This window comes from Halalkalicoccus sp. NIPERK01 (assembly GCF_030287405.1).
GTDB lineage: Archaea > Halobacteriota > Halobacteria > Halobacteriales > Halalkalicoccaceae > Halalkalicoccus.
This window is the reverse complement of the sequence record NZ_JASVVV010000002.1, coordinates 285,021-309,962: the sequence shown is the minus strand read 5'-3', so window position 1 is coordinate 309,962 and position 24,942 is coordinate 285,021. Positions and strand designations below refer to the sequence as shown.

The window sequence follows — 24,942 nt, the reverse complement described above, 5'->3', positions numbered from 1 at the left end:
CGGGGACGGCTCGTCCCGTACACCACATGTCGGTTGATGAACTGTACCGGCCTCGTCGACGCTGCGATCCGAACCCCTATACCGCCGGGGAGACACGCCGCCACATGGCATACGAGTTCGAACGCTATCTCAACGTCCGCAGCGCCTACGGGGCGTCGTTCGGTCCCGAGGGCGAGCGGCTCTCCTTCCTGATGGACACCACGGGCGTCCCGCAGGTGTGGTCGCTCGACGCCCCCCGGGCGTGGCCCGAGCAACACACCTTCTACGACGAGCGGGTCACCTTCGCGGCCTTCTCGCCCGAACGCCCCGAACTGGTCTTCGGGATGGACGAGGGCGGGAACGAGCGCCAACAGCTCTTTCTCCTGTCCGACGACGGCTCGATCGCGCCGCTGACCGGCGAACCGAGCGCCAAGCACAGATTCGGCGGCTGGTCCCACGACGGCGACCGGTTCGCGTTCGCCTCGAACCGCCGCGACGAGGCGGTCTTCGACGTCTACGTGCAGGGCCGCGACGAGCGCGGCGCGGAGGCGACTCGCGTCTTCGAGGGCGACGGCTGGCTCAAAGTCGGCGGCTTCGGTCCCGACGATTCCCGTTTGATCGTCACCGAGGCCTACTCCAGTTTCGATCAGGACGTGTACGTTCCGGAGGTCGATTCGGGTGAACTGACCCATCTAACGCCCCACGAGGGCCGGGTTCGGTTCCAGAGCCCGAACTGGGGGCCCGACGGCGGGATCTACCTCGTGACCGATCTCGACAGCGACACGCTGTATCTCGCGCGTCTCGATACCGAGACGGGCGACCTCTCGACGGTCGAGGACGGGGGGAGATGGAACGTCGACGGGGTCGCGGTGGACGAGGAGAGCGGGCGGGTGGTCTACTCGCGGAACGTCGACGGCTACACGGAGCTCACGGCGGGTGAACTCGTCGACGGGACGGCGATCGACGCGTTCCCGGCGCCCGATCTGCCCAAGGGGGTCGCCGGCGGCGTGAGCTTCGATCCTACCGGAGAGCGCTTCGCGGCGAGCGCCACCGGCGACACCGAGAACACGACCGTCTACGTCGTCGAGTGCGAAACGGGCGAGACCGAACGCTGGACGAACGCCGCCACGGGGGGGATCCCCCGTGACCGCTTCTCATCGTCCGAACTCGTGCGCTTCGAGAGCTTCGACGGGGTGGAGGTACCGGCGTTCTTCACGCTGCCCGAGGGGGCGAGCGGGGGCGTGCCGGTCATCGTCGACATCCACGGCGGGCCCGAGGCCCAGCGCCGACCGTCGTTCAACCCGGTCAAGCAGTACTTCCTCGACCGGGGATACGCCTACTTCGAGCCCAACGTCCGCGGGTCGTCGGGGTACGGCCGCGAGTACACCCATCTGGACGACGTCGAGAGGCGCATGGACAGCGTCGCCGACATCCGTGCGGGCGTCGAGTGGCTCCACGAACGGTCGGAGATCGATCCGAACAGGGTCGTCGCGCTCGGCGGCTCCTACGGGGGGTTCATGGTGCTCGCCGCGCTCACCCAGTACCCCGACCTGTGGGCCGCCGGGATCGACATCGTCGGCATCGCGAACTTTGTCACGTTCCTCGAGAACACGGGCGACTGGCGGCGCGAACTCCGGGAGGCCGAGTACGGCTCCTTGGAGCACGACCGCGAGTTCCTCGAATCCGTCTCGCCGATCAACACCATCGATTCGATCGAGGCCCCGCTGTTCGTCCTCCACGGCGAGAACGACCCCCGCGTTCCGGTGGGTGAGGCCGAACAGATCGCCGAGCGTGCGAGCGAACACGTCCCCGTTGAGACGCTGATCTTCGAGGACGAGGGCCACGGCTTCACCAAGCTAGAGAACCGCATCGAGGCCTACACGAAGATCGCGGCGTTCCTCGACGAGTACGTCTAATCGAGGTCCTCGGGTTGGGTGCCGACGCCCTCGGGCCACCCGGTCGGTCGTTCGGGCGAGGGTGCGGCGTACTCGCGTTTGAGCACCATCGGCGTCCGTTCGAGCGAGAGCACCTTCGTTCCCTCCTCGTTGTACGCCCGGAGTTCGGTCGTGACGATCCCGACGTGGTCCCGTGACTCGCTCTCGCGTTTCTCTAGGACCTCGCTCTCGGCGAGGATCGTGTCGCCGTGGAAGACCGGCGCGTGATGCCTGATCCTATCGTAGCCGAGGTTGGCGGTGGCGTTCATCGAGACGTCGATGACGCTCATGCCCACCGCGAGCGCAATAATAAAAGTGCCGTCGACGAGGCGCTCGCCGAACTCGGTGTCGGCGGCGTAGGCCTCGTTGAAGTGCATCGGGTTGAGGTTCATCGTCAGGTTGGTGAACCAGACGTTGTCGGTCTCGGTGACGGTGCGCCCGTAGGGGTGTTTGTAGACGTCGCCGACCTCGAAGTCCTCGAAGTACCGCCCCTCCCAGCCGGCGACGAGCCTGCGGTCGTGGTCGTGATCGTCCGCCATATTCGTCGCTCTCCGGCCAGCCGTATAGTCTTCCCTGCCCGCGATCCGAAGCGCCTACCCGCATCCGTGCCGAGGATCGGGGTGATGATCGAGTACCGCGAGTGGGGCCGGGCGCTGAAGACGGCGGTCGCCGTCGGTCGGGAGCGTCACGTCACCGTCACGGCCGCCGGACTGGGCTACTACGCGTTCAACTCCCTGATTCCCCTCCTGTTGCTCGCGACGATCGCGATCTCGATCGTCCAGAGCCCCGAGACGACGGCGCGAGTGCTTGAGTCGGCTACCGGCCTCCGGGGCCCCGAGGTCGAGACGGTGATCGGCCAGATCGCGGGCGGTGGAAGCGGTCGCCGCCGGGCGGGGCTGATCGCCGCGGGGATCTTCGCCTACAGCACGGCGACGATGTTTCAGGCGGTCAACATGGCCTTCAGCGAGGTCTACGGGACGCGGAAACGCCGATCGGGCCTGCGCAAGGCCACCGATACCCTGCTCGTCTTCGTGACGGTCGTGCTCGCGTTCTCCCTGCTCGTGGGCGTCGGTGTCGCCCTCTCGCTCGCGGTCGACAGCGCCGCGTGGACCGTCCTCAGCGTCCCGCTGCTGTTCGGGGCGTTCTTGCTGGCGTTCCTCCCGATGTACTACCGGTTCCCCGCCGAGGCGGTCCCGGTTCGGGAGGCGATCCCCGGCGCGACGTTCTCGGCGGTCGCGTGGACGCTGTCGGCGCTGGTCTTCCGCGTGTACGCGAGTACCGCCGACAGCGTCGAACTCTACGGGATCGCCGGTGCGGTCCTGTTGGTGCTCACGTGGCTGTATCTCGGCGGGCTGATCCTGCTGTTCGGCGCGATCCTCAACGCCGTCCTCGCCGGCAGGGTCGACGCCGACGACGGCTGGCTGCCGACCGAGGAGGCGAACACGGCCGGGGACTGACGGCTCATACCGTCGGTCATGGGACGCTCATGGGCGCGTGTCTGCTGTGACGGGCCAGCGCGCGAGTGGGTCCCGTCTTCCAGCGGTCGATTCACAGGAATGACCGACAGTCTCAGATCACGCCGGTCACGGTCGCGGCCTCGCGGGCCGCCCGCTCGTTCATGCCGTTGCCGAGGATGGTGTAGCGGTCGCGGATCTCGTGGGCGCTCGTCAGCGCCTCGATCACCTCCCGTTCCTCGATCCCGAGTTCGGCCGCCGTCGTCGGCGCGTCGATGCCCGAGAGCGCGTCCCGGATCGCGCTCCAGCGGCCGCTCTCGCCGCTGTGGAGGTACTCGACCATGATCGAGCCGACGCCGACCTGGTGGCCGTGGAGCGCCCTGCCGGGGGCGATCCGGTCGAGCTGGTGGGAAAAGAGGTGTTCCGCGCCCGAGGCCGGACGGGACGACCCCGCGATGGACATCGCCACGCCCGAGGAGACCAGCGCCTTCGTGACGATCCACGCCGACTCCTCGAGGCCCTTCTTGATCGAGTCGGCGTTGCCCACGAGCATCTCGGCGGTCATCTCCGAGAGCGCCGCCGCGTACTCGGAGTACTCGACGTTCTGCAGGCGATTGGCGAGCCGCCAGTCCTTGACGGCGGTGTAGTTCGAGATGATGTCCGCACAGCCGGCGGTCGTGAGTTCCCACGGCGCGTTCGCGAGCACGGTCGTATCGGCGACCACCGCGACGGGCGGGTCGGCGGCCACCGAGTGGCGGGTGTCGCCCTCGGGAACGGACCCCCTCCCGGAGACGATCCCGTCGTGGCTCGCCGCCGTCGGCACCGAGACGAAGCCGGTTTCGATCTCGTCGCTCGCCATCTTCGCGATGTCGATGGCCTTCCCGCCGCCGATCCCGATGAGGTAGCTCGCCTCCTCGCTTCGGGCGGCCTCGATCACCTCCTGCACGGCGGTGAAACTCGCCTCCTCGACGACGATGACCGCCGGCTCGACCCCCCGATCGCCGAATCCCTCGATCACGCGGTCGGCGGCGATCTCCCTGGGCGTCGGGCTGGTGACGATCAGCGGACGGCCCGAGAGGTGCAGGTCGTCGATGGCCTCGACGGCCCGGTCGAGGACGCCGTGGCCGATCAGGACGTTCCGCGGGAGGCGGATCCAGCTGGACTTCTCGAACATACCGGGAGGAGACGCCCGCCGCTCAAACCGTTTGCTCTTGAAGCCCCTGAATCCTCAGGCACGACGCCGACGGGCCGGGCGCTCCCCGTCCCTGTATGGACGAAGCCGAGTTCTACGACCGGGTCGAATCGAGCGCCGAGTTCGACGAGGGCGAGTCGCTCGCGATCACCCACGCGACCCTCGAAGTCCTCAGCGAGCGGATCGGCGAGGGCCAAGCCCGCGACATGGCCGAGCGACTGCCGCGACCGATCGCCGAGAGCCTGACCCACCACCACGGCGACCCCGCGACGCTCTCCCGCGAGGAGTTCGTCGCGCGGATCGCGGGCGGGGTCGACGCCGACCTCGACGAGCGCGACGAGCGGGTCAGGGCCGTCCTCGGAACGCTCGCCGAGGCCGTCGGCGAGGAGTTCGAGGATCTCATGGATCAGCTCCCCAATGAGTTCGAGGAGCTGTTCTCGACCGCCGACCGCGAGGTCGGGAGTTAGAGCGTATCGAGCACGCCGAGCACGCGTTCTTCCGCCTCGCGGCCGGGGTCGTGCTCGCTTCCGTCGCGGCCGCTCTTCTCGTGGTCCGCGACGGTTCGGCTCATCGCCTCCCCGACGGGCGTCGACTCCCAGTCCAGCGACGCGAGCCTCGCCGTCGAGAGGACGTGCGGGTACTCCCGGTAGAGGGGGAAGTCCGTCGGCGAGAGGCCGCCCGCGGCGAGTTCGCGCTCGCCCGCGGGGACGACCTCCACGTCGGTTCCCGCCGCGTCGGCGATCGTTTCGATGAGTTCCGCGAGCGTGAGCAGTCGCCGGTCGCCGACGTTGTAGGCCTCGCCCGCGACCCCGTCCTCGCCGACGACCCGCAGCGCGCTCGCGACGTCCGCGACGTACGCGAGGTGCTGGAGGTGCTGGCCGTCGCCCGGGACGACGACCCGGTCGTGATTTCTTACCCTACTGATCCAGTAGTCGAGGCGCTCGGTGTAGTCGTGGGGCCCGTAGACGATGCAGGGCCGGACCGCCATCGCCTCGATCCCCCGTCCGGCGGCTTCCACGACTACCCGGTCTCCCTCGGCCTTCCGCGGGCCGTAGCTCCCCATCGAGTCGTCGTCGGCCTGCTCCGGACTACAGGGTTCGAGCGGCGTCTCGCCCTCGCGCTGGGGCACCTCCCGGCGGGCGTAGGCCGCGCCGCTCGAGACGTAGACGTAGCGGGAGTCGGAAAAGACCTCGGTCGCGGTCCGCACCCCCTCGGGGTGGTAGGCCACGCAGTCGATCACGAGATCGGGATCGACTGAGACGGCCGTCGCCTCCAACGCCGTTTCGTCGCCCCTATCGCCCTCGACGTGAGTCACGCCCTCGACGGTCGCGAAGGGGTTCTCGTGAGTCCCGCGGTTGAAGATCGTCACCTCGTACCCGTGATCGAGCAGTTCCTCGACGGTGTGGCGACCGATGAAGCGGGTGCCGCCGATGACGAGCGCGGTGTCCATATCGAAGGAACGGCCACGCGAGTCATATAGGGATTATCGTAGAAGTTCATGGATTTCCTCACTCGGAATCAAGGGACTGAGTCGGTCGATGGGCCACAGGGGTTTCCGATTGGTTACGATGATCCCTATAGCCCCGGCGGTTCTAGAAGGGGTCCTCGAAGCCGTTACGGATGAAGTAGCGCACCCAGTTGCCGTAGACCCGGTCGGTGAGGTCGTCGGCGACCTGTTCGTAGCGAACCGTCCCCTCCCCGTCGATGACGTAGACGCCCGAGACGCCCGTCACGCCGTGGCTGGTCTCCTCGGTGCCGCTGTAGCGCTCCGCGACCTCGCCGTCGGGGTCGGCGAGCAGCTGGATGTCGAGGTCGTAGCGGTCGCGCATCTCGGTGGCCTCCCCGATCGAACTCGTCACCACGGGCAGGATGTTTACGTCGTCGTTGAACCAGAGGTCGTAGGAGATCTCGCTGAACGTTTGCAACTGCTCGCCACAGAAGCTACACCAGTGCCCGCGGTTGATGACCACGACCGTTGGGCCGTCCTCGAGGGTATCGGAGAGCGTGATCGGTTCGCCGGCGGTGCTTTCGAGCGTGAAGTCGGGTGCTCGTTCGCCTTCGAGCGACATTACACTCGCCGCGAGGGCCGTCGGCCCCTTAGTCGTGTGCCGGTGTGGTACGCCGGGCGAAAAACCGATGCCCGATCGTGATTACCGGCAACGGTAGTAGACGTTGCCGCCGACGACCACCAGATCGGGCGAGCGAAACGCCCGGCGGTGGCGCACGCGGTCGGCCAGTCCCGAGACCTTCCACGTGAACGCCGACCACTTACACAGCCAGAAGCCGAAGGCGATGGTCGCGAAGCCGAGTATCGTCGCGTCGGTCACCGGCTCGCCCAGAAGCGCCCAGCCGCTGGTCGTCGCCACCACGGGGGTCGCGTAGTTGACGAGGCTGGTCTCGATGGGGCCGACGCGCTCCTGCAGGTCGAAGTACGCGAGGTAGCCGACCGCGCTCGCGAACACCGCGAGGAAGGCGACGGCCGCGAGCGCCTCGGGCGTCCACGCCGCGTCGGCGAGCGTCTCGCCGGGGTGAACGGCGCTCGTCAGGTGCAAGAAGAGCGCCCCGACGGTCATCATCCACGCCTGCAGCGGGAGCATCGGCAGCGTCGTCCGCATCCGAACGGTGAGCACCGCCCCGAGCGCGAAGCTCATCGCGCTCGCGACGAGCAGAGCCACGCCGTAGAGCTGGCCGCCCGCGAGCGCCTCCGGGCCGGGCTGGGCGATGATCCCCACGCCGAGCAGCCCGAACGCCAGCCCGAGAACGCCCATGACGCCGAGGCGCTCGTCGGGCAGGAGCGCGATGGCGAACACGGGCGTCATCACCGGCGTCAGGCTCAGGACGATCGAGGCGACCCCGCCGGTGACGTACTGCTGGCCCGAGAACAACAGCGCGAAGTGCGCGCCCACGAGCAACACGCCTCCGACGAGGATCAGCGTCCAGTCGTCGTACGTCGTCGGGCGCCACGCCGTCCGGGTGACGGCGACGTATCCGAACAGCAACAGCGCCGCGATGTCGTATCGCACCGCCGCGAAGAGCACTGGCGGCAACGATTCGAGCCCGACGTTGATCGCGGGATACGACATCCCCCACACGACCGCGAGCAGCGCGAACAGGCCAATATTTTTGAATTTTGATATATTTACAGATTTCATTTCGCTTCTCTCGGGTACTCCTGTATACCCGGCGTAGAACGCTTGTAGTTATGAATCTTGCCGAAGAAGTGCTACCGTATGACGCGGTCCCACGGCGGTATCTAGTCAGGATTAGTATAGTAATTGTTCACGCGGATTCCGTCACTCGACGAGCGGCTCGGCGGAACCCCGGACGCTGTCGACGATGGCGTCACCCTCGGGGCGGGCGGCGAGCCAGAACAGCTTGTGGACGTCGACGACGCCGTTGATCGCTATCTCGGGCGGCGCGCCCATCGTGAACCGACGCAGACACCACCCGAACACCGCCTCGCGGACCTTCTCGTCGGCCTGCTCGGCCGAGAGCTCCGCGGGGACGACCAGCACGTCCCTGACGGTCCGCGTGTCGGTTTCGGGGACGGTGTCGGCCCGGACTGCGAGCCGACGGGCGAGATCGACGCTCACGACGTACTCTTCGAGGCGATCGCCGAGGAATCGCCGGGGGATCGCGACCGACACCTCGTAGATCCGATGGGGATAGGCGATCGCGCCGACGGCCCCGTTCGAGTCGACCTCCTCGCGGGCGACCGACGGCGGGATCACCGACAGGTCGGCGCGCTCGTGGCGCCGGCCGACGAGCCGGTCAGTCGTCTCGTTCATCGTCGTGCTCGTCCCAGTAGCCCGATGCCCGGACGTGTGCACGGACGACGTCGGCCTCCGTGACGGCCTTCTCCCGCGTGCCGCCGTCGGTCACGTAGTCCGGGGTGCCGCCGGCCCTCCCCCCGGCGGTGACCGCCGACAGCGGCTTGTCGAAGACCTCGAACTGTTCGTCGACGCCCTCGGGCGGTCTCGTGGACAGCGAGACGCCGATCAGCGTCAGCGTCGAGAGCACGAACGCCGGGAACAGTCCGTAGACGGTGACCAACCCGTAGAGGAACGCCGAGGACTCGGCCGGCATGGCGCCCAGCGCTTCGAGTATCGTCGAGAGCTGGGTCCAGAGGATCATCGTGACGGTGCCGACGACCATGCTCGCGACCGAGCCCTCGGCGGTGAGCCCCTTCCACCACAGCGCCGCGATCAGCGTCGGGCCGATCGCCGCGCCCAGCCCGCCCCAGGCGTAATCGAGCACCAGCGTGTAGACGGGCGTGTCCTGGGCGAGGAACGCGAAGGCGATGCTCGCCCCGCCGAGCGCGAGCGTCGTGATCCGGGAGTATCGCACCAACTGGGCCTCGGTCGCCTCGCGATCGAGGAAGCCGTGATAGACGTCCTCGACGACGGCGCTGGTCGCGACCAGGAGCTGTGAATCGGCGCTCGACATCATCGCCGCCAGCGCCGCCGCCAGCACGATCCCCGCGAGCACGCCGGGGAAGAGTTCGAGGGTGAGCTGGGGCATCACGTTGTCCCCGGTGACCCCGCCCCCGAAGACCGCGAGCGCGTACAGGCCGACGAACGCGGCGCCGATGTAGGCGACGAACATGAACAGCTGGGCGACCACGGCCGCCAGTCGGATGTTCTTCACGCGGTCGATCCCCATGAACCGCACCATCACGTGGGGGTTGCCGGGGACGCCCAGCCCGATCGCGGCGTAGCTGATGATCCCGAACAGCGCCGCCCACCCGGTCGCGCCGGCCGTGATGCTGACGAACGAGTCGCCGCCGGCGGCGGCCACCTCCTCGAACGGCAGCCCGTAGGTGCTGACGGCGACGACCGGCAGCGCGATGAACGCCGCGAGGATGATCGCGCCCTGGAAGTAGTCCGACCACGCGACCGCGAAGTAGCCCCCGAGCATCGTGTAGCCGACGACGATGACCCCGCCGACGACGATGCCGATCCACGGATCGACACCGGTGAGGACTTCGAGGAGGACGCCCGCGGCGACGATCTGCGCGCCGACGTACCCGCCCTCGAAGATCAACAGCACGACCGCCGAGGTGGCCTTGACGAGTCCTGAATCGTCCTGCAAGCGCGTCTCGAAGAACGTCGGCAGCGTCACCGCCCGGACGATCTCGGTGTACTTCCGGAGGCGCTTTGCGATCCCCGCCCACGCGAAGAGGTCCGCGGGGATCATCCCCAGTCCGTTGTAGAAGGCCATGATCCCGGTGTTGTAGGCGTCGCCGGGAACCCCCAGCGTGAGCCAGCCGCTCATCTCGGAGGCGCGTTCGGAAAAGCCCGTCACCACCGGCCCGACCTGCCGGCCGCCGATGACGTAGTCGCCGACCGAGTCGGTCAACCCCGAGGCGTACAGCCCGATCCCGATGAGGACGAAGAGATAGGCCCCGAAGGTGGCGAGCACCCAGACGCCGGCCCCGCCGGCGATCCCGCCCGTCTGGAGGAACAGCTCACTCGGCATTCTCGACCTCGTACTCCCGGCGTAACCGACGTTCGCGGCGACCCTCCCAGACGTAGTAGACGATCAGCATGACGAAGAACACGACGAACGGGACGACCAGCCCGATCCAGTCGAGTGCGCTCAGTGGTGGCATGTACCACCCATGTCAGGTCGTGAATTTATACCCTCCGGTCGTTCGTTGGCCGGAACCGACGGCCGTGGGCGATCAATCGGCGCTGACGCCGCCGGTCGCGACGGTGCCGACCGCCTCCGGGCGGGCGGGCGGGGCGTCTCGAACGTCCTCCGCGCCCTGCTTTAGGACCTCGTTGTAGGCGTCGGGCATGACCTTGACGAACCGCTCTCTGTACTCGTCCCACTCCTCGAGGATCTCCTGGGCGCGCTCGCTGTCGGTGTAGGCCGCGTGGTTCTCGATCAGCCGCCGGAGCATGCGTTCGTCGCGCTCGGAGAGCTCGCGTGAGAGCGTCACCATGCCGGTGTTCGCTCGCTCCGCGAAGTCACCGGGTTCGTCCAGCACGTAGGCGACCCCGCCGCTCATCCCGGCGGCGAAGTTCTTGCCCGTCTCCCCGAGGACGGCGACGACGCCGCCGGTCATGTACTCACAGCCGTGGTCGCCGACGCCCTCGACGACCGCTTTCACGCCCGAATTTCGGACGCCGAAGCGCTCGCCGGCCTGGCCGTTGACGTAGAGTTCGCCGCTCGTCGCGCCGTAGAGCGCGACGTTGCCGATCGCGATGTTCTCCTCCGCGGTGTATCCCGCGTTCTCCGGGGTCCGGACGACGATTTTCCCGCCCGAGAGCCCCTTGCCGACGTAGTCGTTCGCGGTGCCCGTCAGGTGCATCGAGACCCCCGGCGCGAGAAACGCCCCGAAGCTCTGGCCCGCGGTGCCCGAGAGCCCGACCGAGATCGTGTCGTCCGCGAGCCCCTCACCCCCGTATGCTCTCGAAACGCGGTTCGAGAGCATCGCGCCGACCGCGCGGTCGACGTTCGAGATCTCGGTCTCGATCGCGACGGGTTCCTCGTCGGCGAGCGCGGGTTCGGCCTCCTCGATCAGCGTATGATCGAGCTGCTCGTCGATCTCGTGAGTCTGTTCCCTCGTCTTGGTGTGCTCGTCGCCCGCGAGCGGGGCGAGAACGGTCGAAAGGTCGAGCTTCTTGGCCTTGGGCTGGGTGACGTCCTCGCGCTGTCTGAGACACTCGACCTGCCCGATCATCTCCTCGACCGTCTCGAAGCCCAGTTCGGCCATGATCTCGCGCAGCTCCTCGGCGATGAACGTCATGTAGTTGATGACGTGCTCGGGCTCGCCGGGGAACCGCTCGCGCAGCTTCATCGCTTGCGTGGCGACGCCCACGGGACAGGTGTTGTTGTGACACTGCCGGGCCATCACGCAGCCCGAGGTGACGAGCGAGGCGGTCCCGAAGACGTACTCCTCGGCACCGAGCAGGGCGGCGACCGCGACGTCCCGTCCGGTCTTCATCCCGCCGTCGGCCGTGACGCGGATCCGCGACCGCAGGCCGGTGGCGTGGAGCATCTGATTGGCCTCCGCGAGCCCGAGTTCCCACGGCAGGCCGGCGTGCTTGATCGAGGTTCTGGGGGACGCACCGGTCCCACCGGAGTGGCCCGAGATGTGGACGACGTCGGCGTTCGCCTTCGCGACGCCGGCCGCGATGGTGCCGATCCCGGCCTCGGAGACGAGTTTGACGTTGATGTCGGCCTCGGGGTTCGCCGCTTTGAGGTCGTGGATCAGCTGTTTGAGGTCCTCGATCGAGTAGATGTCGTGCAGCGGCGGCGGCGAGATGAGGCCGACGCCGGGGGTCGCGTACCGGACGTGCGCGATCATCTCGTTTACCTTCTCGCCGGGGAGGTGCCCGCCCTCGCCCGGTTTACTCCCTTGGGCCATCTTGATCTGAAGCTCGTCGGCGCTGGAGAGGTACTCGCTGGTGACGCCGAACCGGCCCGAGGCGACCTGTTTGACGTTGCACTCCCTCTCGGTGCCGAAGCGTTCCGGCGGTTCGCCGCCCTCGCCGGTGTTGGACTTCCCGCCGATGCGGTTCATCGCGATCGAGTTGTTCTCGTGGGCTTCGGGGGAAAGGCTCCCGAGGCTCATCGCCGCCGTCGAGAACCGTTTGACGATCTCCTCAACGGGTTCGACCTCCTCGATCGGGATCGACTCCCTCCCTTCGGAGTCGAACTCGAGTAGCCCGCGCAGCGTCTGGAGCTCCTCGCCCTGGTCGTTGATGAGTTCGGCGAACTCCCGGTACCGCTCGTAGTCGCCCGCCCGCACCGCCTGCTGGAGGATTCCCACCGTCTCGGGGTTCCACTGGTGGTGAATTCCTCCTGATCTGTTCTCGAACTCGCCCTGGCGCTCGATGTCGGGATCGTCGCCGAAGCCCACCGCGTGGCGTGCGAGCAGGTCCTCCTCGATCTCCTCGATGCCGATCCCCTCCGTGCGCGCCTCGGTTCCCTCGAAGTACTCGGCGACGAAATCGGAGTCCAACCCGACCGCCTCGAAGATCTGAGCGCCCTGGTAGCTCTCGACCGTTGAGATCCCCATCTTCGACATCACCTTCAGCAGGCCGTCCTCTAGGGCGCCGATGTAGCCCGCGATCGCGTCGGCCTCGTTCGCGCCGTCCGGCCCCGCGACGAGGTCGGAGATGGTCCGGTAGGCGAGGTAGGGGTTGACTGCGCCCGCGCCGTAGCCCACGAGCGTCGCGACCTGATGTACGGTACGGGGATCGGCCGATTCGACGACGAGGCCGGCGTGGTTGCGAAGCCCGTTTCGCACGAGGTGGTGATGGACCGCGCCGGTCGTCAAGAGGCTCGGGATCGCCACCCGGTCGGGACCCGTCGACCGATCCGAGAGCACGATTATCTCCGCACCGGCTTCGATCGCCTCGACGGCTTCTCCTCGTACCCTCTCGACCGCGCTCTCTAAGTCCGTCTCGGGGTCGTATGTGATGTCGACCACGCTCGAGGAGAGCCCGTCGCGGTCGAGGGCCTTGACCTCGGCGGTCTGGCGGTCCGAGAGGATCGGCGAGTCCGCCACGAGCTGGCGGGCGTGTTCGGGCGACTCGTCGAGGAGGTTGCGCTGGAAGCCCAGCCGGCTCTCCATCGAGGTGACCAGCTCCTCGCGGATGTAATCCAGCGGCGGGTTCGTCACCTGCGCGAACAGCTGCTTGAAGTACGAGAACAGCGGCCGATTGAAATCGGAGAGGACCGACAGGGGGGTGTCGTCGCCCATCGACCCGATGGGGTCCTTGCCCCGCTTCGCCATCGGTTCGAGCAGGTTGTCGAGTTCGTCGTGGGTGTAGCCGAAGGCGGCCTGCAGGCTCCGCAGGTCGTCGTCGAGTTCTGCGAGCGAGAGGTCGTCCGGACGGGGCCGTTCGTCGGTCGAGCCCTGGTTCGTCAGGTCGTCGGCGAGGTCGTTGACGTTCACCTGGTTCTCGGTGACCCACTCGCCGTACTTCTCGTCGATCAACCCGTCGAAGACCTCCGCGTCGGGGATGACCCGTCCCTCCTCTGGATCCGCGAGGAACAGCTGGCCGGGCTGGAGCCGACCGCGTTCCTCGATCTCGCTCGGATCCTTGTCGACCGCGCCGGCCTCGCTCGCCATGATCAGCGTGTTATCAGTAGTGATGTCGTAGCGACACGGCCGGAAGCCGTTGCGGTCGAGCACCGCGCCGACCCGGTCGCCGTCCGTCGCCGCGACCAGCGCGGGGCCGTCCCACGGCTCGATCAGATTGGCGTGAAAGTCGTACCACGCCTTTCGGTCCTCGGGGAGGTCGTTGGCCTCGTCGCGCCACGCCTCTGGAATGAGCATTCGCAGCGCGTGGGGCAGGTCCCGGCCGCCCTGCAACAGGAGTTCCAGCGCGTTGTCCACGCTCGCGGTGTCGGACTGTTCGAGGTCGTCGATGATCGGCTTGATCGTCTCGGTGTCCAACTCGGCGTGTGCGATATCCGTCTCGCGGGCGCGCATCCAGTTGATGTTGCCCTGGATCGTGTTGATCTCGCCGTTGTGGATGACGTTCCGGTAGGGGTGTGCGAGGTGCCACGCGCCCAGCGTGTTCGTCGAGAACCGTTCGTGGACCATCACGAAGGTGGATTTCACCCGCTCGTCCGTCAGGTCGGGGTAGTAGGCGGGGACCTGCTCGCCCTTCAACAGCCCCTTGTAGACGACCGTTTTGCGGTCCAGCGAGCAGACGTAGAACCGGCTCCACTCCTCGTTTGCCGCCTCTTTGACCCGGTTTTCCAGCGCCCGTCGCCCGACGTAGAGCGCGCGGTCGAACTCCCCGGTCGAGAGGCCTCGTGGTTCGACGAAACACTGCCGGACGTCGGGTTCGGAATCCAGCGCCGTCCGGCCGATCTCGCCGTTGTCCGTCGGGACGTCCCGCCACGCGAACACCTCCAGATCGTGTTCTGCGAGCGTCTCTACTACCAGATCCTGCAGCGCCTCGCGGGCGTCGGGTTCCTGCGGGAAGAACAGCGAGCCGACCGCGTAGGTCTCGGGCAGGTCGCAGTCGAGAACGCCCTCGAAGAATCCGTCGGGGCGCTGGAGCAACACGCCCGCCCCGTCGCCGGTGTTCTCCTCCGCACCCGTGGTCCCCCGGTGTTCGAGGTTGGTGAGCAGTTCGAGCCCCTCGCGTACGACCCCGTTGCTCGCCCCCCCGTCGAGGTCCATCACGACGCCGACCCCGCAGTTCGATCGCTCGTCGGTCGGGTCCGCAAGCCCTCGTTGGGTAGTCGTCCCGCTAGCGTGGTTGGTCATACAGCCACGGGCGTCTCTCTCCCTTATCAACGTACCCCTGAAGGACTAAGGGTGTGTTAATGTCATATTATGATCCTTATGTCACTCATGAACAACCGGGACGTATTAACATTCGTTCGCCATCGGCGGGAATTTCGATCGATTTCGTGGTGTTTCATCCCAACAATCGGGCGTTCATCGCTCTCACCGCTTCGGTCCCCGTCGCTCACCGCTTCGGTCCCCGTCGCTCACCGCTTCGGTCCCCGTCGCTCACCGCTTCGGTCCCCGTCGCTCGCCGCGCCGATCCCGGCGCGTCGGGCGCGATCGGCGGCGTCCTCGATCGTGTCGCTCTTTATGTGATAGTATGTCGTATAACCCGGGGTTCGATCCGACGGGACGCCGCGGCGTTCATACGGTCGGTCATGGAATATTCAACGGCGCGTGCCCCTGTGACGGGGCACAGTGCGAGTGATTCCGCCCTGCCAGCGGTCGATGTCGGTATGACCGACGGTATCAGTACGACTTCGCGAAGTAGGCCGTTTCGACGGCTTTCTCGCCACAGACCGCACATTCGTCGCCCGCGTCGTCCGACGCCTTCTCCAGCGGGACCATCACGATCTCGGCGGCGATCTCCTCTTTGATCGCCGTCTCGCAGGCCTCCTCGCCGCACCACGGCGCGCGGACGTACCCTCCAAAACGGCCGATCGTCCCGAGGATCTCCTCGCGACTCCCGGCGTCCCGGACGTTCTCCTCTAAGGTCTCCTCGGCGGCCGCGTACAGTTTCGCGTAGACGGTGTCGAGGTGTTCCTCCACCGTCTCGACGATCCCCTGGCGTCCCTCGACCGTCTTCTCGCCGTCCGGTCGGTGGACCGCCGTCACTTCCCCGTCCTCGACCTCGTTCGGGCCGATCTCCAGTCTGAGGGGCGTTCCCAGGAGCTCCCACTCGTTGAACTTGAAGCCGGGGTTGCGCTCGTCGCGGTCGTCGAACTCCACCCTGAGTCCCGCCTCCTCGAGGTCGGCGGCGATCCCCTCGCCGTACTCCAGGACCTCCTCGCGGTTCTCCTCCTGCCAGATCGGGACGACCACGACCTGTTCGGGCGCGACCGTCGGGGGAAGGACGAGCCCCTGGTCGTCCGAGTGGGTCATGATCAGCGCGCCGAGCGCGCGCCACGAGAGCCCCCACGAGGTGGTGTGGGCGACCCGTTCCTCCTCCTCTTCGTCGACGTAGGTGATGTCGAACGCCTCGGCGAACGACCGGCCGAGGTGGTGGGAGGTCGCACCCTGTACCGACTTGCCGTCGGGCATGAGCGCCTCGACAGTGGTAGTGGTATCGGCGCCGGGAAACTTGTCGTGTTCGGGTTTTCGTCCCCGCATCACCGGGATGGCGAGCACCTCCTCGTAGACCGTCTCGTACTGCTCCAGCCGAAGCATCGTCTCGTCCCAGGCGTCCTCGCGGTCCCGGTGGGCGGTGTGGCCCTCCTGCCAGAGGAACTCCTTGGTCCGGAAGAAGGGCTTGGTCTCGGTGGCCTCCCACCGAACCACGGAACACCACTGGTTCACTCTGAGGGGTAAGTCGCGGTGGCTGCGGACCCACTGGCTCAGGAACGGCGCGATGATCGACTCGCTGGTCGGGCGCACGGCGAGGCGCTCCTCGAGTTCCTCGTGGCCCCCCTGCGTGACCCACGCCACCTCGGGGTCGAACCCCTCGACGACGTCCTTCTCGCGTTCGAGGTAGCTCTCGGGGATAAAGAGGGGAAAGTACGCGTTCTGCACTCCCGTCTCCTTGAACCGGCCGTCGAGGTTGGACTGGATCGCCTCCCAGAGCGCGTACCCCCGCGGTCGGGTGACGATGAAGCCGCTCATCGGCGCGTAATCGGCGAGTTTCGCCTTGCGAACGACCTCGGCGTACCACTCGCCGGGGCTGTGTTCTTTCGATTCGGTGATGCCGAGTTCCTGCTCACCGTTGCTCATACTTCGTTGGTACCCGACGGTTCGCTTAAACCCGCGGTATTCGGATCCGAACCGTTCGTTCCCCGTCCGGCCTCCCGATCCATCTCCGCCCGTTTGCGGCCGGGCATCACGCGTATGCTCGGCGTGTCGGGTGTGGACGGGGTGTCGAACGTCCTCCGTCTATCTCCTCCGTCCCCCCGTGATCAGCGAAAAAAACCGGACGAAGAGGAGGATCACCGTCGCGACGAGGACCGCGACGGTCGCGAGCAACCAGAGGTTGTAGAGGGCGACCAGCGGGAACGGCACCCGCGGGTCGAGCGTGGGGATCGCCGCCGACAGGGCGAGGACGCCGACGACACCCGCGACCGCGAGCGCATGGAGCCTCCGCATCGTCCGGCGCTACACCCCCGACGGGTTTCAACCCCTCGCTACGGGCCGCGCCAGCGGGGCGATCGCTCCGTCACGCGTGGAGGGGCGCGTGCGGGCTCATACTGTCGGCTGTAACCGTGTGACGATCCTCCCCACTCCGTAGCGGTGAGGATCCGTAACGACGTACAGCCGACGGTATCAGTCGTCGTCGTCCCTCTCGTCTTTCCCGTCTTTTTCCCGGTCGTCCGTCCGATCCTCGTCGTTTTCGCCGCTGTCGTCCCCGTCCTCTTCGTCATCGTCCTTCTCGTCTTCGTCCTCTCGCTCGTTTTCGTCCTCGCTCTTCTCCTCGTCCTCCTTTTTGCCGTCCTCGCCGTCCTGTTCCTCCTCGTTTCCGTTCTCATCGCCCCCGTCCTCCTGCTCTTCGTCCTCGTTCTCCTCTTCTGCATCCTCCTCGTCCTCGCCATCGGGGCCGATCGGCTGTGGGACGAGGACGCCCTCCCTGATCAACTCCTTCTGTCGCTCGGCGACCTCCTTCTGGTCCTCGTCGTCGGTCTCGACGAGCACCGTCGCGAGGTCGTGGGAGACGCCGATGTCCTCGACGTCCTGGCTGCCGTTCTGGAACGCGCCGTCCACGTCCTCGGGCGACTCGAACAGGTCCGGCGTCGAGGGGTCGTCGGGACAGTTGAACGTGTCCTCGTCGGTCGTGTTGTGGTGCGGGATGGCAATCATGACCTGGCTCTCGTCGAGCGGTCCCACCTCGGCCGCCCCGAGTTCCACGGCGGGCGAGTCCGACCGGAACAGCGGCACTTCGAGGTCCTCGTAGGCGCCGGGTTCGAGGTACTCCGTGATGCCGATCAGCGACTCACAGATCGGGTTGTCCAGTTCGTCGGGGACCGGGACGTCGTAGTCGTCGGGGTCCTCCCCCTCGGCGAACTGGAAGCGGCTGTACTGGTGGATCGACTGATAGCCGCCCTCGTTCATCTCGAGGCGGTCGACCGTCACGGTCGGCCCGTCCTCGTTGTTGGCAACCGTCTGATCCGGGAAGCTGACGTCCGCGGTCGGTTCCTCCCCGTCGCCCGCTTCCTCGTCTTCTCCGTCGGCAGCGGCGGTGCCGACCCCCCCGAACGCGAGGAGGCCTGCCGTTCCGGCCCGGATGACGGTCCGTCGTGATACGTCGGTTACGTTGTGGTCAGTTCGGCGCACACCTGGAGAGCGCCGGTTCACAAAAAGTATCTATTGGTCTATAATTCTGCCCAAGAAAATAGTTCGTGTATGAGACGTTGTAGTTCGTCTCTGGGTCGTTCAGTCCGAACTGGAAGACGCGTTGGCAGGTACGTCACACCGGACGGTTCGACCGCATGTTCAGAGCGCGCAACCGGTTCGGTTTTCCGGCCGTCCCGTCGGGGGGTTTTCTCGATTCGGAATTCAGACTGGAATCGGAACGATTCGACCGAGTCGGACACTACGCCAACACGTTACCGCTCGTCTCGACGTCGGCGATTACTGACGTGACGACGGCTCGACATCGAACGGGCTGTCCGCCTCGGTCCACCCCCAACCTGGCAGTCGAGTCTGTACACCGGCGGCGAGTGCCGCGTCGAGGTCGTCCGCGCCGGCGCGCTCTCCGGTGTGGTGGTGGACGTCCGCGTAGTGGAAGGTCGCCTCCGCGAGGACCCGGAGGGGCTGGTTGCCGGCGATCATCGCGGCGAGTTCCCGGCCGAGGAGTTCGTCGACGACGAACCCCGGGTAGTCGCCCTCGACGTCGAGGTCGCGGAGGACCGCCACGAGCGCGGCGACGTTGACCGCGAGGTCGCCCTCCGTGCCCACCGCGTCGATCGCGTCGTGGTACCCCGCGGCCGAGATCGGATCGACGTCGACCCCGAAGGCGTCCCCGAGGCCCCCGCGAACCGAGTTCACCAGCGGGACGACGGTCGAGTGACGGCCGTGGATCCAGTCGAACTGCTCGGTGACGACGGTCGGTGAGAGCTTCATGGTGTGCCTTCGGCCGAAGGGATTTTATAATCCCGGCGTCATACCGTCGAACAAGCGGGTTTTCCTCGGCGCTGTCCGGGGTTCCAGACCGGTATCACCACTGGTATAGCAGTATCGCGTCCACTCACGATGTCTCCAATGCCACGTCGGAACCGACCGCTCGTTGCGAGCGACCGGGTCGCTGACCGGGGCACCTCCGGCGTGGCGACGCGCCCGCGACTCCAGTCTCACCTATGAGCACGGTAGATCAGAAACTCGACGACGCACTGGAAACGATCAGGAACGAAATCCCCGCCGATATCTCCGTCTCCGATGTGACCTACGAGGGGCCGGAACTCGTCGTCTACACGCGCGAACCCAAGAAGTTCGCCCAGCAGGGCGACCTCGTCCGTCGACTGGCGAGCAAACTCCGGAAACGCATCACCGTCCGCCCGGATCCCGACGTGCTCGCGCCGCCCGAGAAGGCCCGCGAGCAGATCCGATCGGTCATCCCGGAGGACGCGGGCGTCACCGACCTCGACTTCCACGCCGACACCGGCGAGGTCGTCATCGAGGCCCAGAAACCGGGGATGGTGATCGGGCGGCGCGGCTCGACGCTGCGCGAGATCACGAAGCAGGTCGGCTGGACGCCCGAGGTGGTCCGGACCCCGCCGATCGAGTCGCCGACGGTCTCGAACGTCCGGAACTTCCTCAAACAGGAGCGCGACGAGCGCCGGGACATCCTCGAACGGGTCGGCAGACAAATCCACCGCGAACAGCTCTCGGACGAGCAGTGGGTCCGCATCAGTACGCTGGGCTGTTGTCGGGAGGTCGGGCGGGCCGCCTTCGTCCTCTCGACGGCCGACACCCGGATCCTCATCGACTGTGGGGACAAACCCGGCTCCGAGGACGTCCCCTATCTGCAGGTGCCCGAGGCGCTCGGTTCGGGGGCGAACTCCATCGACGCGGTCGTCCTGACCCACGCCCACCTCGACCACTCGGCGCTCCTCCCCCTCCTCTTCAAGTACGGCTACGACGGGCCGATCTACACCACCGAACCCACCCGGGACCTGATGGGGCTGCTCCAACTCGATTACCTCGACGTCGCCGCGAAGGAGGGGCGGACCCCGCCCTACGCCTCGGAGATGGTCCGCGAGACGATCAAACACACCATCCCGATCGAGTACGGCGACGTCACCGACATCGCGCCCGACGTGAAGCTCACGATGCACAACGCGGGCCACATTCTGGGCAGCGCGGTCTGTCACTTCCACATCGGCAACGGGATGTACAACGTCGCGTTCTCGGGGGACATCCACTACGACGAGACGCGCCTGCTCAACGGCGCGGTCAACGACTTCCCCCGGGTCGAGACGCTCGTGCTCGAATCCACCTACGGCGGACGAAACGACTACCAGACCGATCAGGAGGACTCCGAGCGCAACCTCATCGAGACGATCAACGCGGCCCACGACCGGGGCGGGAAGATCGTGATCCCCGCGTTCGCCGTCGGGCGCTCCCAGGAGATCATGCTCGTCCTCGAGGAGGCGATGCGGACGGGCAAGATTCCCGAGATGCCGATCCATCTGGACGGGATGATCTGGGAGGCGACCGCGATCCACACCACCTACCCCGAGTACCTCAACGACGACGTCCGCGACCGGATCTTCCACGACGACCAAAACCCGTTCCTCGCCGACTACTTCAACCACATCGACCGCGGCGAGGACGAACGCCAGGAGGTCGCCGACGGCGACCCCTGTATCGTCCTCTCGACCTCGGGGATGGTCACCGGCGGCCCGATCATGTCCTGGCTCGAACACCTCGGCCCCAATCCGGACAACACCATGATCTTCGTCGGCTACCAGGCTCAGGGCACGCTCGGCCGTCGGATCCAGAACGGCTGGGACGAAATCTCGATGAACGACAACCGCGGGCGCTCGAACCGACTCAAGTTGAATCTCGACGTCGAAACCGTCGACGGCTTCTCGGGCCACGCGGATCGCCAGGGGTTGGAGAACTTCGTCAAGACGATGAACCCCCGCCCCGAGAAGGTGCTGTGTGTCCACGGCGACGAGCGCTCGGTACAGGACCTCTCCTCGGCGCTGTATCACAACTACAACATGCGCACCTTCGCCCCGAAGAACCTCGAGACGTTCCGCTTCAAATGAAAGCCCTCGACTGACCCTGGCGGGTCAGCCTCGCCCTTTGCATGTCCACCAGGCTCCGCCTAGTCGCGGTGCGCGATCGCGCACCGCTTTCGGGGACGCCTGCCCTTCCCCGCCTCGCTCGTGCGGCCGCCGGGAGTGGCGGCCGCACTCGCGCCGGCCACCGCGTCCGTACCGCAACCGAACCTCAACTGACGAACAGAAACCGTTCTCACGCTTGGGCTCGAAGCGGGGCCAATGCGCAGACTCGGCTCGCGCGAGTGGCTCGCCCTCGGAACCCTCGTTGCGGCGGTCGCCACGGCGGGAAGCCTCTACTTCAGCGAGGTCCTCGGGCTCGTTCCCTGCGAGCTGTGCTGGTACCAGCGGATCTTCATGTACCCGCTGGTCCCCGTAGTGGGGATCGCGGCGGTCGAGAACCGACCCGGGATCTACCCGACCGCGTTGGCGCTCGCGATCCCCGGCGCGACGATCGCCGCCTACCACTCGGCCATCCAGCGGGTCGGCGAGGGGACGTGTACCGTCGGCGGCGGCTGTACGACGATCCAGTACGAACTCCTCGGCCTCTCGATCCCCAACATGGCGCTTCTCGCCTTCCTCCTCGTGATCGCCGCAGTGATCGCCGGGCGCTGACGTGCTCACCCCGATTCGACCTCGGCCGGGTCGACGACCGTCTCGCTCACCTCGTCGACGCCCACCCGTTCACAGAGGTCGTAGAGCGGGCAGGCCTCCGGGCCGTCCAGACACGCGGGCCTGCGCGCCGAGCAGTACTCCCGGCCGAACTGGATGCTCGCCGTGTGGCCGAAGCCACACTTCTCGGCGGGTACCGCCCCTTCGAGGATCTCCCGGACCCCCTCGTGGTCGGCCTTCGGCGGCGCGATCCCCAGCCGGCGGTAGATCCGATGAACGTGCGTGTCGACGGGGAAGACGCCGCCACGTCCGCCCGAGAAGAGCAGCACGCAGTCCGCGGTTTTGGGTCCGACGCCGTCGATTTCGAGCAGGCGCGAGCGCACCGTCTCGGAATCCTCGTCGCGCACGAACGCGTCGAACTGGCTCTCCGAACCGAACTCCTCGCGGATCTCCTCGGCGGCGGCGATCATCACCTCCGACTTCCGGTTGTACAGCCCCGCCGACTGGATCGTCTCGGCGAGGTCGTTCCGCTGGGCCCCTGCGAGCGCCTCGACGAGGTCACCTCCACCGAAACGGTCCATCAGCGCGTCGTGGGCCGGCTGGCTCGCCGTATCGCTCGTGTTCTGGCTCAGGATCGTCCGCACGAGACACTCGAAGGCGTCCTGTCCCCCGTAGGTCTTCCGCCAGTAGAGCCCCCCGAGGACGTCGACGACGGCCTCCGCACGGGTCGTTGCCTCGCTCGGCTCGAACTCCGCCGCGATCCCGCCGCCCGAGGGTCCGCCGCTGATGTTCTCCGCGGGCTCCGAATCGTCGCTCATACCTGCTTCTGGTGCGCCAGCGTACAAAAACCGTCGTCTACCCGGCGGGCTCGACCTCTATCGTCACCACCACCTCCGCCCCGTCGGCCAGCGCGTCCACCAGTTCGCGGTCGAATCCCGCCGCCGCCTTCCCCGCGTTGACGACGAACGTTCGGTCGTCGACGTACTCGCTGGTCCGCCCCACCATGCTGCGCTCGCTCCCGAAGGAGAGGTCGGGATGTCCACGTCCTCGCACGGTTTCCGTGTGTCCGTTGGCCTCGAACCGGACGGTGATCTCCGAACCCGCGTTCCGACAGGCCTCGACGAACGCCGGGTCGAAATCGGCCGGCGAACGATCCGCCTCCACGGCGAGGATGCAGTCGCCCGCGGGCGTGAGCCAGTCGTCGGTCGTGACCTCGAAGGTGCTCGCGTGTTCGGCGCTGACGTTCTCGTGACCCCTCGCGCGGACGACCTCTTTCATGCCCCCTCTCCCCGCTCGCGCCCCTTCAGCCGAGCGGATTCTTTCCATCCCTATTCCACGCCTCGCTCGCGAACTTCCGGTCGGCGCGCTCGCGGGCGTCCGCGAGTTCCTCCTCCGTCCACGTTCCCTCCTCGGCGTCGGCCCACGTTCTCAAGGATTCCTCGAACGCCCCGACCGCCTCTCTGCGGTCCTCAACCCCGTGTTCGCGCAGGCTCGTCACCCGCGCGCTGAACTCCTCGGGACTCGTCCGGGGATCGGCGAACACGGAGAGGTGGCGCTCGGGGAGCGACTCGAAGGTGATCGAGCCGTGCTGGATCACCGCGTCCTTCCGCCGGTACTGGGCGTTCCCGCTCACCTTTCGCCCGCCCGCGACCACGTCGTGGGCCGGGTGGAGTTCCCGCAGGTAGCACGCGGGCCGGTGGATCTCCGGTTGGGACTCCGTGGCGAACCCCGCCTCGACTCCCAGTCGGTCGAAGGCGTCGAGGATCGGCTCACACAGCAGTTCGTAGCTCTCCATCAGGTTCCCCGGGAGTTCCGCGGCGGGCGCGACGATCGAGTAGGAGATGTCGCCCCACGAGTCGTGATAGATGCCGCCGCCGCCGGTCGGCCGCCGGGTGACCGAGATTTCCTCGCGTTCGCAGAACGCCCAGTCCACGGTAGCGGGGTCCTGCTGGTAGCCCAATGAGAGGGTGCTCGGTTCCCAGCGATACACCCGCAGGGTGCGCGGCCCGCCCGCCGCGGCGGTCGCGGCCGCCACCTCGTCCAGCGCCATGTTCGTCGGTCCCTCGTGTGACTCCTCGCGGACGAGCCGCCACTCCCGATCCGTACGCTCCATACCTCCCGTATCCCCGACCCGCCCAAAGCGGTTCCGCCTTCCCGTTCGTTACACATATAAATTTTATACTAGAAAAACCTGAAAGCATTTACCCGGCTCGGGGAATTGGGCGATATGGACCGCCGCACGTTCCTCGCGACCGCCGGGGTAGCCCTCGCCGGAACCGGGGCCGCCACCGCTGCCCCCGCCCGCCCTCCGCTCCGGCTCTACTCGCCGGCCAGCCAACTCGCCGCCGACGGCACGCCGCTGACCGACGACTCGATCGTGGCGGCGTGGGCCGGACCGACCGCCTACAACCGCGACGCCAGCCGGGGCGATCCCGTAGGGTATGAGGGACGGATCCCGCTTGTCTCGGTCGACGGCCGCGTGGCCGGGATCGGCTCGATGTTCGTCGCCGATCCCGCCCGACAGGGCGGCGACGCGACCTACGCCGACTCGAACGGCCGGGCGCTGCTCTCGCTGTGGGACGCGCTCGTCGATGGCGATCGGGTCAGGTGGGACGCCTCACACGAGCAGTACTGGACCATCGACGCGTTCGGGCACTTTAGAGGGCTCGCCGAGCGTCGGGGCTACGAGGTCGATTCGGTCGACGCCGTCGACGGGCCGAGCCTTGCCGATGCCGACGGTCTCGTGATCACGACGCCGCCGCGCGCGTTCGATCCCGACGAGCGAGGCGCGATCGCGGCGTTCGTCGAGGACGGCGGCGCGCTCTTCTTGCACGACCAGGCGAACTTCCGCGGCCTCGACGAGACCGACAACCTGAACGCGATCGCCGAACGGCTCGATCTGGCCTTTCGGTTCAACGACGACGAGGTCAACGACGACGCCGCGAACGCCGGCGCGCCGTTCGAACCGCTCACGACCGAGTACGACGCCGCCCTGTTCGGAGCCTGATACTGTCGGCCGTCACTCTCTGATTGGGACTCCGACGATCCGACCGTTCGCGGCGGTGTCTCTGCCACTCGT

22 protein-coding genes are annotated in these 24,942 nt (G+C 67.1%); 6 read left to right on the top strand and 16 right to left on the bottom strand.

All coding sequences use genetic code 11. The features are described from left to right. Positions 1 to 104 precede the first annotated feature (104 nt). A complete protein-coding gene (locus tag QRT08_RS07640) occupies positions 105 to 1,895 on the top strand; it encodes a S9 family peptidase (RefSeq protein WP_286045342.1) in 1,791 nt (596 codons plus the stop codon). On the opposite strand, the gene QRT08_RS07635 is transcribed toward QRT08_RS07640, so the two are convergent. Then, positions 1,892 to 2,452: a MaoC family dehydratase gene (locus QRT08_RS07635; RefSeq protein ID WP_286045341.1), complete on the bottom strand. Its 561-nt coding sequence runs from the start codon at positions 2,450 to 2,452 to the stop codon at positions 1,892 to 1,894. The two genes, QRT08_RS07640 and QRT08_RS07635, sit on opposite strands and share 4 nt — an antisense overlap. Before the next feature lie 84 nt (positions 2,453 to 2,536). Here QRT08_RS07635 and QRT08_RS07630 point away from each other — a divergent pair, with 84 nt between their 5' ends. After that, positions 2,537 to 3,370 (top strand): YihY/virulence factor BrkB family protein, encoded by an 834-nt coding sequence (locus QRT08_RS07630; protein ID WP_286045340.1) that lies wholly within the window; start codon positions 2,537 to 2,539, stop codon positions 3,368 to 3,370. A gap of 112 nt (positions 3,371 to 3,482) precedes the next feature. Here QRT08_RS07630 and QRT08_RS07625 read toward each other — a convergent pair whose 3' ends face one another. Continuing rightward, entirely contained in the window at positions 3,483 to 4,541 is a 1,059-nt protein-coding gene (locus QRT08_RS07625; protein ID WP_286045339.1) for an NAD(P)-dependent glycerol-1-phosphate dehydrogenase, read from the bottom strand. Positions 4,542 to 4,636: 95 nt separating this feature from the next. On the opposite strand from QRT08_RS07625, the gene QRT08_RS07620 reads away from it, so the two are divergent. Continuing rightward, on the top strand, positions 4,637 to 5,026 hold the full coding sequence (locus tag QRT08_RS07620) for a DUF2267 domain-containing protein (protein WP_286045338.1): 390 nt from the start codon (positions 4,637 to 4,639) through the stop codon (positions 5,024 to 5,026). Here the strand turns inward: QRT08_RS07620 and QRT08_RS07615 are convergent. From QRT08_RS07615 to QRT08_RS07565, 11 genes are all read right to left on the bottom strand, one after another. Next, entirely contained in the window at positions 5,023 to 6,009 is a 987-nt protein-coding gene (locus QRT08_RS07615; RefSeq protein WP_286045337.1) for an NAD-dependent epimerase/dehydratase family protein, read from the bottom strand. The two genes, QRT08_RS07620 and QRT08_RS07615, sit on opposite strands and share 4 nt — an antisense overlap. 142 nt (positions 6,010 to 6,151) lie before the next feature. Continuing rightward, positions 6,152 to 6,628, bottom strand: a complete 477-nt coding sequence (locus tag QRT08_RS07610) for a peroxiredoxin family protein (protein ID WP_286045336.1) — start codon at positions 6,626 to 6,628, stop codon at positions 6,152 to 6,154. An 81-nt stretch (positions 6,629 to 6,709) separates the two neighbouring features. After that, positions 6,710 to 7,711 (bottom strand): DMT family transporter, encoded by a 1,002-nt coding sequence (locus tag QRT08_RS07605; protein WP_286045335.1) that lies wholly within the window; start codon positions 7,709 to 7,711, stop codon positions 6,710 to 6,712. A 141-nt stretch (positions 7,712 to 7,852) separates the two neighbouring features. After that, a complete protein-coding gene (locus QRT08_RS07600) occupies positions 7,853 to 8,347 on the bottom strand; it encodes a hypothetical protein (RefSeq protein ID WP_286045334.1) in 495 nt (164 codons plus the stop codon). After that, on the bottom strand, positions 8,331 to 10,037 hold the full coding sequence (locus QRT08_RS07595) for a sodium/proline symporter (protein ID WP_286045333.1): 1,707 nt from the start codon (positions 10,035 to 10,037) through the stop codon (positions 8,331 to 8,333). The genes QRT08_RS07600 and QRT08_RS07595 overlap by 17 nt, the downstream gene beginning before the upstream one ends. Then, a complete protein-coding gene (locus tag QRT08_RS07590; RefSeq protein WP_286045332.1) occupies positions 10,027 to 10,170 on the bottom strand; it encodes a hypothetical protein in 144 nt (47 codons plus the stop codon). Before QRT08_RS07590 ends, QRT08_RS07595 begins: the two co-directional genes overlap by 11 nt. A 72-nt stretch (positions 10,171 to 10,242) precedes the next feature. Further along, complete coding sequence (gltB, locus tag QRT08_RS07585) at positions 10,243 to 14,799, bottom strand: glutamate synthase large subunit (protein WP_286045331.1); 4,557 nt, start codon at positions 14,797 to 14,799, stop codon at positions 10,243 to 10,245. A 492-nt stretch (positions 14,800 to 15,291) separates the two neighbouring features. Beyond that, positions 15,292 to 16,749 carry a proline--tRNA ligase gene (proS, locus tag QRT08_RS07580; RefSeq protein WP_286045330.1) on the bottom strand — a complete coding sequence of 486 codons (1,458 nt, stop codon included), beginning with the start codon at positions 16,747 to 16,749 and terminating at the stop codon, positions 15,292 to 15,294. A 159-nt stretch (positions 16,750 to 16,908) separates the two neighbouring features. Next, entirely contained in the window at positions 16,909 to 17,118 is a 210-nt protein-coding gene (locus tag QRT08_RS07575) for a hypothetical protein (RefSeq protein ID WP_286045329.1), read from the bottom strand. A 177-nt stretch (positions 17,119 to 17,295) separates the two neighbouring features. Then, complete coding sequence (locus QRT08_RS07570) at positions 17,296 to 18,300, bottom strand: DUF7282 domain-containing protein (RefSeq protein ID WP_286045328.1); 1,005 nt, start codon at positions 18,298 to 18,300, stop codon at positions 17,296 to 17,298. Positions 18,301 to 18,597: 297 nt separating this feature from the next. Then, the gene (locus QRT08_RS07565; RefSeq protein WP_286045327.1) at positions 18,598 to 19,089 is read right to left on the bottom strand and encodes a DUF7984 family protein; all 492 of its coding nucleotides are present in this window, start codon (positions 19,087 to 19,089) and stop codon (positions 18,598 to 18,600) included. A gap of 233 nt (positions 19,090 to 19,322) precedes the next feature. Here QRT08_RS07565 and QRT08_RS07560 point away from each other — a divergent pair, with 233 nt between their 5' ends. Continuing rightward, positions 19,323 to 21,239 (top strand): beta-CASP ribonuclease aCPSF1, encoded by a 1,917-nt coding sequence (locus QRT08_RS07560; RefSeq protein ID WP_286045326.1) that lies wholly within the window; start codon positions 19,323 to 19,325, stop codon positions 21,237 to 21,239. 234 nt (positions 21,240 to 21,473) lie between these two features. Beyond that, positions 21,474 to 21,866: a disulfide bond formation protein B gene (locus QRT08_RS07555; RefSeq protein ID WP_286045325.1), complete on the top strand. Its 393-nt coding sequence runs from the start codon at positions 21,474 to 21,476 to the stop codon at positions 21,864 to 21,866. 5 nt (positions 21,867 to 21,871) lie between these two features. Here QRT08_RS07555 and QRT08_RS07550 read toward each other — a convergent pair whose 3' ends face one another. From QRT08_RS07550 to QRT08_RS07540, 3 genes are read right to left on the bottom strand one after another with little or no spacing between them, the layout of a single operon-like run. Then, on the bottom strand, positions 21,872 to 22,681 hold the full coding sequence (locus tag QRT08_RS07550; protein WP_286045324.1) for an endonuclease III domain-containing protein: 810 nt from the start codon (positions 22,679 to 22,681) through the stop codon (positions 21,872 to 21,874). 37 nt (positions 22,682 to 22,718) lie between these two features. Beyond that, a complete protein-coding gene (locus QRT08_RS07545; RefSeq protein WP_286045323.1) occupies positions 22,719 to 23,141 on the bottom strand; it encodes a DUF371 domain-containing protein in 423 nt (140 codons plus the stop codon). 25 nt (positions 23,142 to 23,166) lie between these two features. Then, on the bottom strand, positions 23,167 to 23,976 hold the full coding sequence (locus tag QRT08_RS07540) for a lipoate--protein ligase family protein (RefSeq protein WP_286045322.1): 810 nt from the start codon (positions 23,974 to 23,976) through the stop codon (positions 23,167 to 23,169). A gap of 114 nt (positions 23,977 to 24,090) precedes the next feature. On the opposite strand from QRT08_RS07540, the gene QRT08_RS07535 reads away from it, so the two are divergent. Beyond that, a complete protein-coding gene (locus tag QRT08_RS07535; protein ID WP_286045321.1) occupies positions 24,091 to 24,870 on the top strand; it encodes a DUF4350 domain-containing protein in 780 nt (259 codons plus the stop codon). Positions 24,871 to 24,942: the final 72 nt, after the last annotated feature.

Coding starts and splice junctions, on each gene's coding strand:
- QRT08_RS07640 (WP_286045342.1), top strand. CDS start 105: ATGGCATACGAGTTCGAACGCTATCTCAACGTCCGCAGCGCCTACGGG.
- QRT08_RS07635 (WP_286045341.1), bottom strand. CDS start 2,452: ATGGCGGACGATCACGACCACGACCGCAGGCTCGTCGCCGGCTGGGAG.
- QRT08_RS07630 (WP_286045340.1), top strand. CDS start 2,537: ATGATCGAGTACCGCGAGTGGGGCCGGGCGCTGAAGACGGCGGTCGCC.
- QRT08_RS07625 (WP_286045339.1), bottom strand. CDS start 4,541: ATGTTCGAGAAGTCCAGCTGGATCCGCCTCCCGCGGAACGTCCTGATC.
- QRT08_RS07620 (WP_286045338.1), top strand. CDS start 4,637: ATGGACGAAGCCGAGTTCTACGACCGGGTCGAATCGAGCGCCGAGTTC.
- QRT08_RS07615 (WP_286045337.1), bottom strand. CDS start 6,009: ATGGACACCGCGCTCGTCATCGGCGGCACCCGCTTCATCGGTCGCCAC.
- QRT08_RS07610 (WP_286045336.1), bottom strand. CDS start 6,628: ATGTCGCTCGAAGGCGAACGAGCACCCGACTTCACGCTCGAAAGCACC.
- QRT08_RS07605 (WP_286045335.1), bottom strand. CDS start 7,711: ATGAAATCTGTAAATATATCAAAATTCAAAAATATTGGCCTGTTCGCG.
- QRT08_RS07600 (WP_286045334.1), bottom strand. CDS start 8,347: ATGAACGAGACGACTGACCGGCTCGTCGGCCGGCGCCACGAGCGCGCC.
- QRT08_RS07595 (WP_286045333.1), bottom strand. CDS start 10,037: ATGCCGAGTGAGCTGTTCCTCCAGACGGGCGGGATCGCCGGCGGGGCC.
- QRT08_RS07590 (WP_286045332.1), bottom strand. CDS start 10,170: ATGCCACCACTGAGCGCACTCGACTGGATCGGGCTGGTCGTCCCGTTC.
- gltB (WP_286045331.1), bottom strand. CDS start 14,799: ATGACCAACCACGCTAGCGGGACGACTACCCAACGAGGGCTTGCGGAC.
- proS (WP_286045330.1), bottom strand. CDS start 16,749: ATGAGCAACGGTGAGCAGGAACTCGGCATCACCGAATCGAAAGAACAC.
- QRT08_RS07575 (WP_286045329.1), bottom strand. CDS start 17,118: ATGCGGAGGCTCCATGCGCTCGCGGTCGCGGGTGTCGTCGGCGTCCTC.
- QRT08_RS07565 (WP_286045327.1), bottom strand. CDS start 19,089: ATGAAGCTCTCACCGACCGTCGTCACCGAGCAGTTCGACTGGATCCAC.
- QRT08_RS07560 (WP_286045326.1), top strand. CDS start 19,323: ATGAGCACGGTAGATCAGAAACTCGACGACGCACTGGAAACGATCAGG.
- QRT08_RS07555 (WP_286045325.1), top strand. CDS start 21,474: ATGCGCAGACTCGGCTCGCGCGAGTGGCTCGCCCTCGGAACCCTCGTT.
- QRT08_RS07550 (WP_286045324.1), bottom strand. CDS start 22,681: ATGAGCGACGATTCGGAGCCCGCGGAGAACATCAGCGGCGGACCCTCG.
- QRT08_RS07545 (WP_286045323.1), bottom strand. CDS start 23,141: ATGAAAGAGGTCGTCCGCGCGAGGGGTCACGAGAACGTCAGCGCCGAA.
- QRT08_RS07540 (WP_286045322.1), bottom strand. CDS start 23,976: ATGGAGCGTACGGATCGGGAGTGGCGGCTCGTCCGCGAGGAGTCACAC.
- QRT08_RS07535 (WP_286045321.1), top strand. CDS start 24,091: ATGGACCGCCGCACGTTCCTCGCGACCGCCGGGGTAGCCCTCGCCGGA.